Annotated in this window: 17 protein-coding genes; 11 read left to right on the forward strand and 6 right to left on the reverse strand. The window is 57.6% G+C overall.

What is annotated here, in order from left to right:
• Window positions 1–4 precede the first annotated feature (4 nt).
• Window positions 5–1,261, reverse strand: coding sequence for a glutamate-5-semialdehyde dehydrogenase (locus tag R1T46_RS20200; protein ID WP_317306783.1), 1,257 nt, complete (start codon window positions 1,259–1,261; stop codon window positions 5–7).
• 179 nt (window positions 1,262–1,440) lie between these two features.
• On the opposite strand from R1T46_RS20200, the gene R1T46_RS20205 reads away from it, so the two are divergent.
• From R1T46_RS20205 to R1T46_RS20215, 3 genes are read left to right on the forward strand one after another with little or no spacing between them, the layout of a single operon-like run.
• Window positions 1,441–2,451, forward strand: a complete 1,011-nt coding sequence (locus R1T46_RS20205) for a GGDEF domain-containing protein (protein ID WP_036203822.1) — start codon at window positions 1,441–1,443, stop codon at window positions 2,449–2,451.
• Entirely contained in the window at window positions 2,448–3,446 is a 999-nt protein-coding gene (locus R1T46_RS20210; protein WP_075194936.1) for a GGDEF domain-containing protein, read from the forward strand. Before R1T46_RS20205 ends, R1T46_RS20210 begins: the two co-directional genes overlap by 4 nt.
• Window positions 3,443–4,897, forward strand: coding sequence for a bifunctional DedA family/phosphatase PAP2 family protein (locus R1T46_RS20215; RefSeq protein WP_317306786.1), 1,455 nt, complete (start codon window positions 3,443–3,445; stop codon window positions 4,895–4,897). The genes R1T46_RS20210 and R1T46_RS20215 overlap by 4 nt, the downstream gene beginning before the upstream one ends.
• A 10-nt stretch (window positions 4,898–4,907) precedes the next feature.
• On the opposite strand, the gene R1T46_RS20220 is transcribed toward R1T46_RS20215, so the two are convergent.
• Both R1T46_RS20220 and R1T46_RS20225 read right to left on the reverse strand, forming a co-directional pair.
• Window positions 4,908–5,486 (reverse strand): LON peptidase substrate-binding domain-containing protein, encoded by a 579-nt coding sequence (locus tag R1T46_RS20220; protein WP_317306788.1) that lies wholly within the window; start codon window positions 5,484–5,486, stop codon window positions 4,908–4,910.
• A gap of 56 nt (window positions 5,487–5,542) precedes the next feature.
• Entirely contained in the window at window positions 5,543–6,799 is a 1,257-nt protein-coding gene (locus R1T46_RS20225; protein WP_286748490.1) for an HDOD domain-containing protein, read from the reverse strand.
• A 146-nt stretch (window positions 6,800–6,945) separates the two neighbouring features.
• Here R1T46_RS20225 and ilvD point away from each other — a divergent pair, with 146 nt between their 5' ends.
• Complete coding sequence (gene ilvD, locus R1T46_RS20230) at window positions 6,946–8,781, forward strand: dihydroxy-acid dehydratase (RefSeq protein ID WP_317306789.1); 1,836 nt, start codon at window positions 6,946–6,948, stop codon at window positions 8,779–8,781.
• Between the two features lie 70 nt (window positions 8,782–8,851).
• On the opposite strand, the gene R1T46_RS20235 is transcribed toward ilvD, so the two are convergent.
• Together R1T46_RS20235 and R1T46_RS20240 are read right to left on the reverse strand one after the other, a co-directional pair.
• Entirely contained in the window at window positions 8,852–9,274 is a 423-nt protein-coding gene (locus tag R1T46_RS20235; RefSeq protein WP_317306790.1) for a peptidoglycan-binding domain-containing protein, read from the reverse strand.
• 81 nt (window positions 9,275–9,355) lie between these two features.
• The gene (locus R1T46_RS20240; RefSeq protein WP_286748493.1) at window positions 9,356–10,471 is read right to left on the reverse strand and encodes an AI-2E family transporter; all 1,116 of its coding nucleotides are present in this window, start codon (window positions 10,469–10,471) and stop codon (window positions 9,356–9,358) included.
• Between the two features lie 150 nt (window positions 10,472–10,621).
• On the opposite strand from R1T46_RS20240, the gene R1T46_RS20245 reads away from it, so the two are divergent.
• The 3 genes from R1T46_RS20245 (at window position 10,622) to R1T46_RS20255 (ending at window position 12,374) form a co-directional block, all read left to right on the forward strand.
• Window positions 10,622–10,966, forward strand: a complete 345-nt coding sequence (locus R1T46_RS20245) for a hypothetical protein (protein WP_286748494.1) — start codon at window positions 10,622–10,624, stop codon at window positions 10,964–10,966.
• Window positions 10,967–11,103: 137 nt separating this feature from the next.
• Window positions 11,104–11,352 carry a hypothetical protein gene (locus R1T46_RS20250; protein WP_317306791.1) on the forward strand — a complete coding sequence of 83 codons (249 nt, stop codon included), beginning with the start codon at window positions 11,104–11,106 and terminating at the stop codon, window positions 11,350–11,352.
• A 122-nt stretch (window positions 11,353–11,474) separates the two neighbouring features.
• Window positions 11,475–12,374, forward strand: a complete 900-nt coding sequence (locus tag R1T46_RS20255; protein WP_317306792.1) for a haloalkane dehalogenase — start codon at window positions 11,475–11,477, stop codon at window positions 12,372–12,374.
• A 40-nt stretch (window positions 12,375–12,414) separates the two neighbouring features.
• Here the strand turns inward: R1T46_RS20255 and R1T46_RS20260 are convergent, their stop codons facing one another.
• A complete protein-coding gene (locus R1T46_RS20260) occupies window positions 12,415–13,008 on the reverse strand; it encodes a phenylacetic acid degradation protein PaaY (RefSeq protein WP_317306793.1) in 594 nt (197 codons plus the stop codon).
• Between the two features lie 404 nt (window positions 13,009–13,412).
• Between R1T46_RS20260 and paaG the strand changes: the two genes are divergently transcribed.
• Genes paaG through pcaF form a run of 4 tightly spaced genes read left to right on the forward strand, consistent with a single transcriptional unit; the run spans window position 13,413 to window position 17,415 of the window.
• Window positions 13,413–14,204, forward strand: a complete 792-nt coding sequence (gene paaG, locus R1T46_RS20265) for a 2-(1,2-epoxy-1,2-dihydrophenyl)acetyl-CoA isomerase PaaG (RefSeq protein WP_317306794.1) — start codon at window positions 13,413–13,415, stop codon at window positions 14,202–14,204.
• A gap of 3 nt (window positions 14,205–14,207) precedes the next feature.
• Window positions 14,208–15,728 (forward strand): 3-hydroxyacyl-CoA dehydrogenase PaaH, encoded by a 1,521-nt coding sequence (paaH, locus tag R1T46_RS20270; RefSeq protein ID WP_317306795.1) that lies wholly within the window; start codon window positions 14,208–14,210, stop codon window positions 15,726–15,728.
• Window positions 15,725–16,156 (forward strand): hydroxyphenylacetyl-CoA thioesterase PaaI, encoded by a 432-nt coding sequence (paaI, locus tag R1T46_RS20275; RefSeq protein WP_317306796.1) that lies wholly within the window; start codon window positions 15,725–15,727, stop codon window positions 16,154–16,156. Before paaH ends, paaI begins: the two co-directional genes overlap by 4 nt.
• A gap of 29 nt (window positions 16,157–16,185) precedes the next feature.
• Window positions 16,186–17,415 (forward strand): 3-oxoadipyl-CoA thiolase, encoded by a 1,230-nt coding sequence (gene pcaF, locus R1T46_RS20280; protein WP_407070116.1) that lies wholly within the window; start codon window positions 16,186–16,188, stop codon window positions 17,413–17,415.
• Window positions 17,416–17,434 lie beyond the last annotated feature (19 nt).

Genomic DNA, 17,434 nt, shown 5'->3' on the forward strand with positions numbered 1-17,434 from the left:
GCAATCAGGTCCGGATGTGACCGTCGCCAAACACCACGTATTTCTGTGATGTCAGACCTTCAAGGCCAACCGGCCCACGGGCGTGAATCTTGTCTGTGGAGATGCCGATTTCCGCACCGAGGCCATACTCGAAACCGTCCGCAAAACGGGTCGAAGCATTGACCATGACGGAGCTGGAATCCACTTCCGTCAGGAATCGGCGGGCCCGGGTATAGTTTTCCGTGACAATGCTGTCTGTATGCTGAGAACTATAACGATTGATGTGTTCAATCGCGCCATCAAGCCCATCGATCACCTTTACTGCAAGCACCGGGGCCAGGTATTCCGTGCCCCAGTCGTCCTCGGTGGCACGAACAACATCAGGGAGAATGTCCATTGTCTGCGGGCAGCCTCTGAGCTCCACACCTTTGTCCCGGAAGGCGTCCGCCAGCAACGGCAGAATATCAGCCGCGATTTCCTGGTCCACCAGCAGTGTCTCCATGGTATTGCAGGTGCCGTACCGCTGGGTCTTGGAGTTCACCGCTATGCTCAGGGCTTTTTCGGGATCAGCATGGCTGTCGATATACACGTGACAGATACCATCGAGGTGCTTGATCACAGGTACGCGCGCATCACGGCTGATGCGCTCGATCAGACCTTTACCACCCCTTGGGACAATCACATCCACAAACCGGGGCATGGTAATCAGTTCGCCGACAGCGGCCCTGTCGGTGGTTTTCACAACCTGTACGGCACTTTCTGGCAGACCTGATTCCTTCAACCCCTTTGCCAGGCAGGCTGCGATGGCCTGATTGGAATGAATGGCCTCGGAACCCCCGCGCAATATGGTGGCGTTTCCGGACTTCAGGCACAGACTGGCAGCCTCTACGGTCACGTTGGGCCGGGATTCGTAGATAATACCGATAACACCCAACGGCACACGCATGCGACCAACCTGTATTCCGGAGGGTCGATACGTCATATCGGTAATTTCGCCAATCGGATCCGGCAACGAGGCCACCTGGCGCAGCCCTTCAATCATTGCATCGATGCGCGCCGGGGTCAGCTCCAGCCGGTCCAGCATCGCTGCTTCCAGACCGTTGGCACGGCCACCCTCCAGGTCCCTGGCATTGGCTGCGGCAAGCTCATCGCGCGCAGCGTCCAGAGCCTCGGCTGTTGCCAGCAACGCCTGGTTGCGAACAGCCGTTGTGGAGCGGGCCACAGCCCTCGCGGCCTGCCGTGCCTGCTGTCCTACCTCCGCCATATAAGCTGCAATATCCATCCGATTACCTTTCAATGTTAATACCGATTGTGCGAATCAGGGCCTAACTTTACCTTTCCCGTTTCAAGTACGCATCCCAAGCGATTATTATACCGGCCTGAGACACTTTATTCCGCGGGTCATTGAACAAAACCTGCTGTATGCTTTAAACCACGGACGCCCGGGAGAGGACGGATACCATGGCCCAGATGGCCGAAAAATTCCTGTTAAGCCGCCTGTCGAGAACTGGATTCCTGATCCTGATCGCCATTGCCGCATTTTCAGTGATCCAACGGGAGACACTGACAGCAATCACCGCTATTGTCGCCGCAGCACTGGTCTTCAGCGGCAACACCTTCCACCCCGGACGCTCTCGACAACCCTGGCCGGCGATTCACCGACTCCTGTTTGTGGCGCTGTTGTCGCTTTTGGCCACCAGCCTATGGACAGGGCCCTGGAGCCTGACCCACTGGCTCTACGTCGCACCACTGGTCGGCTTTGCACTGCTGCCCGTCACCTGGGCAGCGGCGATTACCGCACTCTGCGCCGTTCTTGCGATGTCTGCCACCCATTGGTCTGCCGGCCTGCCCGAACGCCACCAGATGCTTAGCGCACTGCTGCTGACCGTTATGCTCTCAGGCCTGCTGGTTTTCCTGCGTGAGTACAAGTCGCGACAACTTGCGCCCCTGCGCCGGACCGACGAACTGACCCAGGCCGCAAGCCGCGAATACCTGACGGCTGATCTCCACAAGGAGATCCAGCGCAGTGAACGGGAAGGCACCGATATGTCGGTGATCATGATCGGCCTGGACACCCACCTGAGCGACAGCGACCCGGATGCCGACATACGCTCCATACTGCCACGGATCGGCCGTTATCTGCACTCCCAGCTACGGGATTTCGACACCTACTATCGGGTAGCAGATCTGCAATTCCTGGTCATCCTGCCAGGCATCCCCACGGCAGAAGCGGCATCACAGGCCGAGACGATCCGAAAGGGATTACGCACCCTGCTTGCCTCACACCAACTGCATCTGACGGTCAGTGCGGGAATCGCCGGCCTGAATATCGGCGATGACGCAGACAGTTTGCAGCAATCCGCTGCCAATGCGTTGCGGCGCGCCCAGCAACAAGGGGGCGACCGCGCCCAGTCCTACAGTACCTGGACACACACATCGCCCCCACCCAGAACGGAGGGGCCGGCGTTATGACTGAAACCCGCTTGAGAAGTTTTACCCATCTGGCCGGTTATGCGTTTGCCAGTCTTTTCATTGCAAGCCTGGCATTCCAGAACCTTCGCTACGGATTCTATGACCTGTTCTTCCTGGCTGCCGGAATGGCGTTGCTGACGGTCGCAGGCGCTGGCTATACCTTCATATGTCGCCGCCGCCAGTTGTCGGCACCGGGGCATCTCCTTATTCTTACAGCGCTGAACAGTGGGTTGGTGGCGGCCATGTTTGCCCTTGACCCTCCCGGCATCAGTCATTGGGTTATGCCCCTGGTTGTACTGAATCTGCTGATCCTTCCGCTACGACAGGGGCTGATCCTTTCCCTGTTATTGCTGGTCGCACTGGCACTCTTTCTACTCCTGTCATCGCCCCTGATGTACGCCATAACCATCAGTGCCGGGGTGTTTGCTCTGGTCGCGGTGGCCGCGCTGTATATCTGGCACTACGACCACATGGCACAATCGGCAGAGGATCTGGCCATTACCGACCCGGTGACCGGCGCCCACAATGCACGCTTCCTGGACGAAACCCTGCAAAAGGAAATTTCCCGGGCCATTGTCATGTCACACTCCCTGTCGGTGATTTCCCTGGCCATTGATTACGCCGAGGAAGCCGAAGATCTGCACGGCCAGGCCGGCATGCAGCGACTGCTCAGGGACCTCACCCAGCACCTGTTTGACGTTATCCGTGCTGGCGACACCCTTTACACGCTTGAAGACGGCGAGTTTTTCCTGATCCTGCCCTTCACACCGGAAGAAGGCGTACGCGTCATCGCCGAACGAATTCGGCGGACCATCGCGGAACAGAACTGGCCTCTGGCCGGAAAAGTGACTGTCAGCCTTGGCTGCACCACTCGCGCCAGTACCGACATCCGCACGGCGGACCTGCGAAAACGGGTTAGGCATGCATTGGAGGAAGCCCGTAAACGTGGTGCCGATTCGGTCTGGTACAGCCAGGGAGATGTTCGCCCATCATGATGCCGGAGTGGCTACAGTCACTGACCGACTGGCTGGCAACCAACCCGGGCTGGCTGTCAGCGGCGCTGTTCCTCACAGCATTCCTCGAGTCCCTAGCCTTTGCGGGCATCCTGATCCCCGGGGTTGCCATCCTGTTCGCCGTGGCGGTGCTGGCTGGCCAGGTGGCCATACCGGTGGCCGAAGTCCTGCTGTGGGCCGGCGCCGGAGCCGTTGCTGGCGACGGCATCAGCTTCGCCCTCGGCAGACTGTTTCAGGGACGCCTGGACAGGCTTTGGCCACTGAATCGTTTCCCGGGATTTATCGGCAAAGGCGAGGCTTTCTTCCATCGTCACGGCGGTAAAAGCGTCGTTATCGGACGCTTTGTGGGCCCGATTCGACCAATCATTCCGCTCATCGCCGGCGCATTTCTGATGCCATGGCGACGGTTCCTGGCCTTCAACCTGTCATCGGCAGTGGCCTGGGCACCAGTCTATGTATTGCCGGGGTATCTGGTTGGTAGCGCCCTGGCCAGCGAATTCGAACCACCCGCTCACTTTTACCCTGTGATCGCAATCAGCGCCGCAATACTGCTGGTGATTTACCTGTTGCTTTTCCGCTTCCAGTTAGGTCTTGGGCATGGCAGCCAGCTCTACCTGTGGTTGTCGCGCCTCACGGCCCGCTACGATTCGACCCACCGCTTCTGGCGCCTGTATACCAGCCAGCGACCCGCGCAGGCTGGCGAGTTCCCACTACCGTCCTTGTCGCTGGCACTGGGAGCTGGCACCCTGTTTATGATATGGGGCCAATTGGCCACCGCCACCCAACTGCTGGCGCCGTTTGATGACCTGACCCTGCGGTGGTTTTCTCAGCTGCGGACCCCTTTGCTGGATCCGGTAATGATCCTGCTGACACTTCTGGGGGACCCACCGGTCCTTCTGGCAGCCGCTACATTGAGCGCACTGGCCCTTTTCTTTCGCGGTTACTATGCCGCTGCGATCCATGTAGCAGGGGCGGCACTGCTAACGACTGTGTTGGTCTGGGGCTTCAAATCCCTGACCGCCATACCAAGGCCAGATGTTGTCCTCGGGCCTCCAGATTCGGGTGCTTTCCCCAGTGGCCACGCAACCGGCGTCACCGTTCTCTCTACCCTGGCGGCAAGCTTTATAGCCAGGGAAATCCGGCATATCAGGCGCTGGCGCTACTATCTGCTTTTCAGTATCCCCATTGTCCTTGGTGCGCTAAGCCGGCTTTACCTGGGCGTTCACTGGTTTACCGATGTCGTGGCGGGGGTATTTCTAGGACTCTCCATCTGCGGGTTCGTAAGGGCCAGCTATAGCCGCTACGACAACGTCCCACTGGCAAGGGATGGAACGCTATTGATTGCTGGGTGGGGATGGCTCGCCTTCGTGGCCTGGTATGTAACGACACAATGGTCAAACGCGGTTCTGCTCTACAGTGTCACCGCTCCGTAGCAATCGTTTTTCAGCTTTCTTCCAATGCTTCCAGCAACCCCAGCAGACGCTCCAGGCGCTCCAAAGGCGCCTGGAGTTCCACCAGCCGCTGCTTTTCCTGCTTATCCAGCGGCAGTAGCTCGGTCAGCCGCCAGCCCACGTCCCTGGCGTCGTCGTAATCTACGTCCATGTCCAGTTCGCGGACGACCGGATGGCGGAACAGCGCCTTCAACACAGAGGGGAGCTCCGCGAAACGTTCAGGAATCAGCTGCTCCTCCTCCGCCAGCAAGCACTCCACGTCCCCGACATTCAATCCATCTGGCTGTTGCCAGGATCGTACCACCGTTACTTTGTCCTTACCTTCAACCGTAATACCCAGCAAACCATTATCCATCTGCTGGAAATCAATGATGCGGACATAGGTACCAATATCGTAAAAGGCCGCTGATCTACCGGTTTCCAGACCGTCCCGGAGCAGGACGACCACAAATCCCCGATCTTCCTTGAGGCAACGGGGGAGCATATCGATGTATCTGGGTTCGAATAGCTGCAGGGGAATCCGCCCCCCGGGCAGCACAACAGAGTTCAGCGGGAAAAGAGGTACATTCATTGTTAGTACTGTCACCAGCAAACACGCTCTGGAGGAATGACCACCGTGTCATATCCTCAATGAATTGAAAGCAGGCGATGGACTTCGTCCACCCTTGCACGGGCTTCCGTCAGCAATTGCAGGCTTCGGGACGCATTCAGCTCAAGCTCACCAAGACGGCGATAGGAAGGCACCTCGTCAAACGGTGGCAGGGTACTGTTCTGACTGGACCCAATCATCGCATGCAACTGGGCAACTATCACAATATCCACCAGCTGGGGCGAGGCTTCCCGGCACTCATACCCCCAGTCTTCCGCATGCCTTGTCGCCTCCAGAAAGCCCGTAGGGAACGACCAGCTTTCCAGGATAGCGGTTCCCACATCGGCCCTGAGCTCACCGATGGCATGCTCAAGGTTGGCCTGATCGGCAAACAGATTTACGTGATGCTCCGCCTGCACCAGCACCGGCACCACTCCGATATCGTGCAACAGCCCTGCGAGCAACGCCTCCTCCGGATTAATGGAGGTAGCGCTATCCGCGAGCACCCAGCACAGCGCCGCCATCTCACGGGAATGGCGCCAGAGTTTGTCCATTTCCTTTTGCAGCGAAGCCTGCCTGGTTTTGAACACCTCACGCATCGAAAACACCGTAACCAACTGGCGCGTGGTGCGCATACCCAACCGGATAACGGCCTCGCGGACATTGCGAACATCGCTGAATCCACGGTACAGGGGACTATTGCAGGCCCGAACCAGTTTGGCGGCCATCGACGGGTCCGCCGAGATGGCACTGGCAACCTGATCCGCCGTGGAGTCTTCTCGGTCCACGGTTCTGCGCACCTTCCAGGCCACATCCGGCACGCTTGGCAGGGTCACTTGATTGGAGCGTAGCTCGGCATAAAATTCCATCAGCAGATGGTGTTCTTCGCTGCTTTCGTCGCCAACCCCGTCACCGGAATCCATTTCCACCTGTGGCACCGGTGCGGCCCGCAATAGCTGGTTGAGGATGTCCTGCTGAATAACCAGAAATTCGCTCGCCTTGATGGCGGTCACGTTGTACATCCGGGGCTGCAGCCGGGCAATGGGGTTAATCGCCTTTTCGGTATCGGCCTCGATGGTGGACTTGCGGCCGTCAATGGACTCCAGTTCTACGCTGCCGTGGATCAGGAATATGTCCAGACCATCCCGCACGCCACGCTCCACCACTCGCTGGCCCGGACCATGGGTTCTTCTTTCAGCCCGACTTGCGAGCAAAACCAGCTGGTCATCAGTTAGCCGATTCAGCGGCTGAAATTGCTTGAGACGACGCAGAGGCAGGCTTTCCTGGCCAGCCATAGGGCTACTCCTTGATAAATCATTCATCGACTTTGTTACACATTGTAAGCGCGTCTCGTCAAAACAACCATCCGATCAAGGGGTAATCTGGTATCCTCTTGCGCTCCCCCTATTGACCAAGCTACAGAAAGAGAGACCAGACAACCATGCCCCAGTATCGTTCGCGGACATCCACCGCAGGTCGTAATATGGCTGGCGCACGTGCTCTTTGGCGCGCCACCGGCATGAAGAACGAAGATTTCGGCAAACCCATCATCGCCGTCGCCAACTCTTTTACACAGTTCGTGCCCGGCCATGTACATCTCAAAGACCTGGGGCAACTGGTATGCCGGGAAATCGAAGATGCTGGAGGTGTCGCCAAGGAATTCAACACCATTGCCGTGGACGACGGCATTGCCATGGGACACGACGGGATGCTGTATTCCCTTCCCTCCCGAGAAATCATAGCTGATTCCGTGGAATACATGGTCAACGCCCACTGCGCAGATGCCCTGGTCTGCATCTCCAATTGCGACAAGATCACCCCGGGCATGTTTATGGCCGCCATGCGCCTGAACATCCCCACGATCTTTGTGTCCGGTGGCCCGATGGAAGCCGGCAAAACCAAACTCTCGGAGCACAAGCTCGACCTGGTGGATGCCATGGTCATCGCTGCTGACCCGAACGCTGATGACGAAACGGTCGCAGAGTACGAACGCAGTGCCTGCCCCACCTGCGGCTCCTGTTCCGGCATGTTCACAGCCAACTCCATGAACTGCCTCACCGAAGCCATTGGCCTGGCTTTGCCCGGGAACGGCTCAATGCTCGCTACCCACTCGGACCGCGAAGCCCTGTTCCGGAAAGCCGGAAGACAGATTGTGGAGAATGCCCGCCGCTATTACGAAAATGACGACGCCAGTGTGTTGCCTCTGAGCATTGCCTCCATGGAAGCGTTCGAGAACGCCATGGTGATGGACGTCGCCATGGGCGGCTCCACCAACACCATCCTGCATTTGCTGGCAGCGGCCCAGGAAGGCGGCGTGCCGTTTACTCTCAATGAGATTGACCAGTTGTCCCGCCGGGTCCCCCAGCTTTGCAAGGTAGCGCCGAACTCCCCCAAGTATCATATGGAGGACGTTCACCGCGCAGGCGGCATCATGGGCATCCTCGGCGAGCTGGAACGGGGCGGATTGATCAACACCGACCTGCCCACCGTGCACAGCAAAACCATGCGTGAGGCCCTGAAAACCTGGGACATCATGCAGGAGCCCACGCCCGAAGTGGTCGAATTCTACAGGGCTGGCCCTGCCGGCATTCCTACCCAGACGGCCTTTAGCCAGAGCACACGCTGGCCCTCCCTTGATGGCGACCGTGAGACAGGCTGTATTCGTTCCGTTGAAAACGCTTACTCCTCTGAAGGCGGCCTGGCCGTTCTCTTCGGCAATATTGCTCTGGACGGCTGCGTGGTCAAGACGGCCGGCGTAGACGAAAGCATCTACGTATTTGAAGGCAATGCACGAGTATTCGAAAGCCAGGACACCGCGGTCGAAGGTATCCTCAATGATGAGGTCCAGCCTGGCGAGGTGGTCATTATCCGCTACGAAGGCCCCCAGGGCGGCCCCGGCATGCAGGAAATGCTGTATCCCACCAGTTACCTGAAATCGAAGGGGCTGGGTAAAGAGTGTGCCCTACTGACTGACGGCCGCTTCTCCGGCGGCACCTCGGGTCTTTCCATTGGCCATGCCTCACCCGAGGCGGCGGCGGGTGGCGCCATTGGGTTAATTGAGAACGGTGACCTGATCCGTATCGACATTCCCAACCGGTCCATCAATATGGAGATAGACCAGAACGAACTCGATCGGCGACGTGAGGAGCGGGATAAGAAAGGCTGGAAGCCCGAGTTGTCGCGACCGCGTAAAGTCTCGGCCGCGCTGAAGGCTTATGCGTTGCTGGCAACCAGCGCCGACAAAGGCGCGGTCAGAAATCTGGAAAAATTGGGTTGAAAGCACGCGGGCCCGGCGGAGAGACTACGCCGGGCCCGACTTCAGAATGGGAAAAACAAGGTTGTTAAATCTAGAAGAAGGACCACCCACCGTCATCGTCTTCCTCGATATCACCTTCTTCCGCCTGCTCTGCCGGCTGTTCTCTTTCCGTCTCTGCGGCTGCACTGGAAGTGCCTGCATTCTGTGACGCCCCGGTGTTGGACGAACTCGCCGCCGCAACCTGAACGTGAACCATACCCAGCGCTTTCTTTGTGGCGTCATCCAGTACACCAGAGGCGTTCAAATCCTGATCCTTTTGAAATGCGGTCAACGCCGAGCGCGTGGTGTCATCCATTTGCGGACTGACATTGTTAATGTCATAACCCGCCGCATAAAGGGCATTTTTAAGCGCCACGGTATCGTTTGCTGACGCAGCGGGCGCCGCTGCCAGGGCCACTGCCCCCGCAAGGATAGCAGCCAACATACGAACGTGAGTGAATATCTGCCTAGCCATGATCTACTCCAGTTACCTGTCGTTTTTTATTGTGTCGCCAGTCCCTACAGGGTGGACATTACGGCCAAAGGCTACCATATTTTAAGCACTGCCGGACCGATCCGATTGTTGTGATTCTGTAGCGGAGACAGGCACACTCCCTGACAGGGCCTCGGCCGACTCCCCGAACTCACGTATGAAAATACCCCAGAACGCCATAAACAGCGCCGCGACCAATGGGCCCATCACAAATCCATTAATACCGAACATCACTATCCCACCCAAGGTAGAGAGCAAAACAATGTAGTCCGGCAGTTTGGTATCCCGGCCAACGAAAACTGGCCGGAGCAGATTGTCCGCAAGCCCAATCACGATCACTCCGAAAGCCGTCAGCACAATCGCGGAGACCATTTCTCCTGTCGCGGCAAGATAAAGAGCCGCAGGCACCCAGACCAGAGCCGCACCAACGGCGGGAAGCAGGGACACAATCGCCATCACCACACCCCAGAGAAGCGCACCCTGAATCCCCAGAAGCCAGAAAATACCACCCCCGAGCGCGCCCTGGATAACGGCGATCAACAAGTTACCTTTGACCGTGGCCCGCGTCACCTCTGCAAACTTGGCAAACAACAGACGCTCGCGCTCATCTCCAAGGGGCAACGCCCGAATCAGCAGGTCAACCAGTTTGCTGCCATCACGGAGTAGGAAAAACGCCAGGTAGATCATCAGCGCCAGTCCCAGAAAGAACTGGAAGGTGTTCTGGCCAAAACCGAGCGCCTGTTTCGCCAGGAACTGACTGCCCCCCACGAAAACACTGACCACGCGGTCTCTCACCTCGGCAAAGTCCATACCGAACTGGGCGAAAAACGACTCAATAGCTGGAAACGACTGGATAACCCGGTCAATGTAGTCGCCGGGGCGTAGTTGCCCCTCCTGGATTCGCTGATACAGGGACAATCCCTCTGCCACCAGCGACGTCACCAGCGCCAACACAGGTATAACCACGATCACCATGCAGATCAGTAGCGTTAGCAGGGCAATGGTATTGGGACGGTCACCTAACCGCCGCGCCAGGTACTCACGAACCGGATGAAAAATCAGCGCGATGGCCACAGCCCAGAAAATAGGGCCAAAAAAAGGCTTCATCAGAAGAATGAACGCCAGGGAAACCCCAACCAGCATGGCCAGAAAGGTCCGTGTCTCTAGTTTTCCGTACATAGTGCAATTCCCTGAACCTGTGTGCAGTCGTCTCACGGTGGATGGGCTGCGGATCTGAATGGGCCTAGACTACCACGCCATCGTGGCCAGTCTAGCGGCTTTCAGGTTATAGTGGACGGTTATTGGTCATTCGTTAAACAGGTCGCGACGTTGGATAACGAAGAGTTTGATATTGAAACGGCGCTGGATGCGGTCGCTGCTCTCAATCGTGTGCTGGCAGCCAGAACGCACCGCCGCAAAGTGATGGGCCAGGAAGTGCTGATACCGGGCCAGCTAGGCGAAGCCCTGCAGTTGCCGCAGATCCTACGGCGCCTGCAGAGCAAACAGGCACGCCAACGGGAGCAGGGCCTGGAAGACTTTCAGGAACTGTGGCCAACGCTATCGCCTGCCACACGGGAAAAGGTCCTCGACAGAATCGGATGGTACGACCCGAAATCCCTGGACTGGGAAGACAAACGCTCGAATCGTCGCCCGATTGCCGACCCGGATCATTGAAGCCGTCCTGATAATGAAGTCGTCCTGACAAATGAGCCCTTTCGGGCACTCTTTCGTAGTTCTTGCCCTATTTCTCGCGGAACTGACTTTGAATTGTCACAGTTCGCCCTTACGTTGGAGCTAATGGAGGTTTTTTTATGCAACAAACAGAACATTACAACGCCATCGCTTCGGAAAGCAGTGCCGTACCCACTTTACTGTGCGGACATTGTCGCTCCACCCTGTCCCGTAGCCGAATTTTCCGCAACGAAGAAATGCAGTCCCATGGCGGCCACTGCCAGACTCTTGCCCTGTGCTCGGCAGACGACTGTGGTGCCCTGAATTGCTGCGACGCAGCATTGGCGCGGCTTGACGACCCAGACGAACTCTTCAGCAAAGCATCCTGATTCAAACAGCCAACGCACTGTTACTTAAACCAAACACACAGAATTTCCATCTGATTTATCCTGACTCCTGAAGGCTGCGGTAACACCAGCCACGCAACCACTCAGTCAGGACAGTCGATGGCATGCGTATTCTGAGAACCGATGAAGCCCGCTTCGCAGGTCTTCCGGATTACCCTTTTTCCCCTCATTATCTGGACGTAGAACCAGGCCTGAGAATGCACTATGTAGACGAAGGCCCGAGGGACGCATCGCCCGTGCTGATGCTGCACGGCGAGCCGTCGTGGTCATACCTTTATCGTCACATGATCCCACTGGTGGCAGAAGCGGGACATCGGGTACTGGCTCCCGACCTGATCGGGTTCGGTAAATCCGACAAGCCAGCCGATGTAAGCGACTACAGTTACGAGCGCCACATGGCGTGGCTGTCCGAGTGGCTTAAGGCCCAGGGCCTAAAGAACATCACTCTGGTTTGCCAGAACTGGGGCTCGCTCCTGGGCCTTCGATTGGCGGCCGAACACCCGCAGCTCTTCCGCCGGATCATTGTCGGCAACGGCATGCTGCCGACCGGGGACACCCCAGTGCCCGCCGTATTCACGCTGTGGAAAACCTTTGCCACCCACAGCCCGTGGTTTCCAGTCGGACGGATTGTTCAGCTTGGAACGGAAAGGGCCTTGAGCAAGGCCGAGATTGCAGCCTATGAAGCACCATTCCCATCCGCAGAATTCAAGGCGGGTGCCCGTGCATTCCCGAAACTGGTTCCCGTTTCCGCCGAAGACCCCTCAAGCGATGCCAACAAGGCAGCCTGGCGCATTCTGGAAACCTGGAAAAAGCCGTTTATTACCTGCTTCAGTAGCGGCGACCCTATTACCCGGGGTGGAGACCGATACATGCAACGCCGCATCCCCGGCGCCCATGGCCAGCCACACATCACGTTGCGCGGCGGGCATTTCCTACAGGAAGATTCTCCTGACGATTTTGCACGCATCATTATTGATGCCTGCAAGTCTGAAATGGCGGCCTAAGGCCGCCAATCGTTGCGCTGACTCCCCAACCATGACGACATCAAGACTGGTGCTTGGGCTGGAAATCGCCAGCATCAACCCTGGGTCGGTCACTGTCCGCCTCTGTTAACGGCCGACACTCCTGAAGGCTTGCATGACATCGCATAGTCAGCCGTCTGTATTCCTCCGTGCCCTTGGCTTTCCAAGCCACCTCACTGTCACTTAACGTCCGAATAACCCGGGCTGGTGCCCCAACAACCAAAGAGGCTGGCTCACACTGAAAACCTGCCTTAACTAGAGCGCAGGCGCCAACGATGGAGCGGGGAGCAATCACTGCTTCATCCATGACCACCGCATTCATACCAATCATTGCATCCTCCCCAACAGTGCAGCCGTGGAGAATCGCGCCGTGTCCAACATGGCCACTCTTCTCAATCACGGTGTCCATGCCAGGAAACGCATGCATGACGCAATTGTCCTGGATATTCGAACCCTCCTTGAGCACAACCCGGCCGAAATCACCACGCAAGGAAGCGGCCGGCCCCACGTAGCAATCGGGTCCGATCCACACATCTCCGATCAATATCGCGGTTGGGTGTACGTATGCAGATGGATGAACGACAGGTTGAACGCCTTCAATGCTGTAACTCGGCATGCATCTCTCCTCTCTCAGAAGCTCAAAGTTCGTCAAAATTTCTGATTCACTTTCTTAAATTCACCAACCATTTTCCGACATTATACCGAAGAAATATAGATAAAAATTCGGCAAAATATCCGCAAATCCTCACGAAATAAACATTGAAAACCCAATAATATTGTTTATTTTCAGTATATTATACCGATAGCGCGCAGCAATCATAATGTGATACACAATGTGCATTCACAAAACCTTGACCGGTATCAATTAATAGATATACTGATTTAGAAATTAGCCATCGTGCCATTAGAGCGTCACATTATCGCGACTCAGGGTATTGGCCTGCTCGTTTCGTCCAGACAAAAACAGGGCAAAGAATCTTTATCGATAACCACCCATCACTCCACCTATAGGACACCGCCATGACTCAGCCGAGCATTCTTCTGGAAATCGATCAGGGTGTGGCCCAGCTTACCCTTAACCGTCCAGACAACCTGAACAGCTTCAATGTTGATATGCACGAGCGGATGCGAGATGCCATCAGCCAGGTCCGCAAAGACAGCTCTGTTCGTGTCCTGGTTATTACCGGCGCTGGCCGGGGCTTCTGCGCCGGCCAGGACCTGTCTGATCGTAGTGTTGCGCCAGACCAGGACGCCCCTGACCTGGGCGAATCCCTGGAAAAGTACTACAACCCCATGATGCGAAACCTGAGAGATCTGCCGATGCCGGTCCTCTGTGCCGTGAACGGTGTTGCCGCCGGCGCTGGTGCCAACATTGCGCTGGCCTGCGACATCACCCTGGCCGCGCGTTCAGCGAGCTTTGTCCAAGCCTTCTGCAAACTGGGACTGGTGCCCGATTCCGGTGGTACCTGGACCCTGCCTCGGGTTGCCGGGATGGCTCGCGCCAAAGGCATGGCTTTGCTTGGCGACAAAATCAGTGCTGAGCAGGCCGAAAACTGGGGCATGATCTGGCGCTGCGTTGATAACGAAACGCTGATGGAAGAGACCATGAAACTGGCGCGGCACTTTGCCACTCAGCCCACGAAAGGCCTTGCCCTTATCAAACGGGCCTTGCACGCCAGCTCCAGCAACACCTTTGAAGAGCAGCTCAATCTCGAGCGGGACCTCCAGCGCATGGCCGGCCGTTCCGAGGATTACCGTGAAGGTGTTGCCGCTTTTATGGAAAAACGCACGCCGGCCTTCAAGGGGAAGTAATCCATGCAGGCACTTGATACCCAGACCACGATTGCCGTCATCGGCGCCGGTGCCATGGGTTCCGGCATCGCCCAGGTGGCCGCCCAGGCAGGTCACAAGGTCTATCTTCACGACCAACGCGATGGCGCCGCCAGCGCAGGCCGGGATGGCGTCGCAAAACAACTTCAGCGTCGGGTGGACAAAGGCAAGATGGAACAACAAGCCGTCGACGCCATTGTCGGTCGCATTCATCCCGTCAGCGCCCTTTCGGAAGTCGCCGACAGCAGAATGGTCATTGAGGCTATTATTGAAGATCTCGAGATCAAGCACTCGCTGCTGGCAGACCTCGAAGAACTGTGCGGCAAAAAAACCATTCTCGCCACCAACACCTCGTCGATCTCGGTGACCGCCCTTGGCGCCAAACTCCGCCATCCCGAGCGGCTGGTCGGCATGCACTTCTTTAACCCGGCCCCGTTGATGGCGCTGGTGGAAGTCGTCAAAGGCCTGGCTACGGATCATTCAGTAGCGGAGATTGTCCACGCTACCGCGACCAACTGGGGCAAGAAACCCGTATTCGCCACCTCGACACCCGGATTCATTGTTAACCGCGTAGCACGACCGTTTTATGCCGAAAGCCTTCGATTGCTCCAGGAAGGCGCTGCCGACCCGGCAACTCTGGACGCCATTGTCCGGGAGGCAGGAAACTTCCGGATGGGCCCGTTTGAGTTAACCGACCTGATCGGCCATGACGTCAACTACGCGGTAACCAATTCGGTCTTCAACGCCTACTACCAGGACGCCCGTTTTCTCCCCTCCCTGATCCAGAAGGAACTGGTGGAGGCCGGCCGCCTGGGCCGCAAGAGCGGGCATGGCTTCTATAGCTATACCGAAGGAAGCAAACGCCCGGAACCAGACACCGAACCTTCCCGACTGAGTGACGACACAACACTGATCGTTAAAGGCGATCTGGGGCCGGCTTCCGCACTGATTAACCGCTTCCGCGACGCCGGCCTCGACATAGTCGAGCGTGATGGCCCTGGGCAGCTTCGATTCGGAGATGCCGTGTTGGCACTCACCGACGGCCGGATGGCAACCGAGCGCGCCCAGGTCGAAGGCACAGCCGATCTTGCGTTATTTGACCTGGCATTCGACTTCGGAAAAGCGGCAAGGCTGGCCATTTGTTTCGCAGATCAGGCCTCAGAACAGTCACGTCACGATGCCGTGGCCCTGCTTCAGAAAACGAATATCGCCGTAAGCGCCGTGAAAGACCGCCCTGGCCTGGTGATCATGCGCACGGTGGCCACGCTGGCAAACGAGGCAGCCGATGCTGAGCTGCATGGCGTTGCAACGAAAGAGGACATTGACCTGGCCATGAAAGCAGGTCTGAACTACCCGGAAGGTCCGCTGAGCTGGAGCGATCGACTGGGCAATGGCCGGGTGTTCCAGGTTCTTACCAACATTCAGAACAGCTATGGCGAGGACCGCTACCGGCCAGCACTGCTACTCCGGAAAAACCATCACGCCGGGAAGGGATTTTACAAATGAGCGAAAACACCCCACAAGAACTGGCCGAAAATTGCGCCAAGGCCATGTTTGCCCGTGACCGGGCGAGTCAGAAACTTGGCATGAAAATCGAGTCTATCGCTCCGGGCCGGGCGGTACTGAGCATGGCCGTCACCGAAGACATGATCCAGGGGCATGGCTCATGCCATGGGGGCTACCTGTTTACCCTCGCCGACTCGGCCTTCGCCTTTAGCTGCAATACCTACGACAAAGCAACCGTCGCCTCCGGATGCAGCATCGACTATATGTATGGCGCCAAGGCTGGCGACGTACTGACCGCCACCGCTGAGGAGCAATCCCGTGGTGGGCGAACCGGCGTCTACGACATTACTTTAACCAATCAGGATGGCCGCACCGTTGCCCTCTTCCGCGGAAAGTCCTACCAGGTCCGCGGCACTGTCATTAATTAGGAGCCACAGTCATGACCACTAGCAATCTCTTGCAAGACGCCTACATCGTTGACGCCATACGCACCCCTATCGGCCGTTACGGTGGCGCCCTGGCATCCGTTCGGGCCGACGACCTCGGGGCCATCCCGATGAAAGCCATGATGGAACGGAACCCGAGCGTGGATTGGTCGAAGATTGATGACGTTCTTTATGGCTGCGCTAACCAGGCTGGGGAAGACAACCGCGACGTTGCCCGGATGTCGCTGTTGTTAGCCGGCATTCCCATCGACGTTCCCGGCAGCACAATTAATCGCCTCTGCGGGTCAGGCATGGACGCAATCGGAAGCGCAGCACGGGCAATCCGCACTGGCGAAGCCAGTCTGATGCTGGCAGGCGGCGTCGAATCCATGTCCCGCGCACCGTTTGTTATGGGCAAATCTGAAAGCCCTTTCAGTCGGAAAGCGGAAATTTTCGATACCACGATTGGCTGGCGCTTCGTCAATCCAGTACTGAAGAAACAGTACGGTATCGACTCCATGCCTGAAACCGCCGAGAACGTTGCAGAGCAGTTTGGTATTTCCCGGGAAGATCAGGATGCGTTCGCCGCGCGAAGCCAACAGCGGACAGCTGAAGCCCAGTCCGCCGGCCGACTCGCAAGCGAGATCACGCCGGTCAGCGTTCCACGCCGCAAGCAGGACCCGCTGGTGGTTGACACCGATGAACACCCCCGGGAAACCAGCGTAGAGAAGCTGGCATCACTGCCGACCCCCTTCCGTGAAAACGGCTCCGTGACAGCAGGCAACGCCTCTGGCGTCAACGATGGTGCGTGCGCACTCTTACTCGCCAATGCCGATGCCATAAAGCAGTACACCCTGAAACCACGGGCCCGCGTCGTTGCCATGGCAACAGTGGGGGTTGAGCCACGCATTATGGGCTTCGGCCCCGCTCCGGCTACCCGAAAGGTACTGAAGACGGCCGGACTGGAGCTGGCGGACATGGACGTCATCGAATTGAACGAGGCCTTTGCCGCTCAGGCACTTGCCGTCACTCGCGATCTCGGTTTGCCCGACGACGCTGAACACGTCAACCCGAATGGCGGGGCCATCGCCCTGGGACACCCCCTTGGAATGAGTGGCGCGCGCCTGGTCACGACCGCCGTGAACGAACTCGAACGCCGCCACAAGCAGGGGCTGAAGGCCCGTTATGCCCTTTGCACCATGTGCATCGGCGTTGGGCAGGGCATCGCTTTGATCATTGAGAGGGTGGAGAACGTTGCCTGAACGATCAGGTGCAGCGCCC

The sequence above is a fragment of the Marinobacter salarius genome, from assembly GCF_032922745.1.
GTDB lineage: Bacteria > Pseudomonadota > Gammaproteobacteria > Pseudomonadales > Oleiphilaceae > Marinobacter.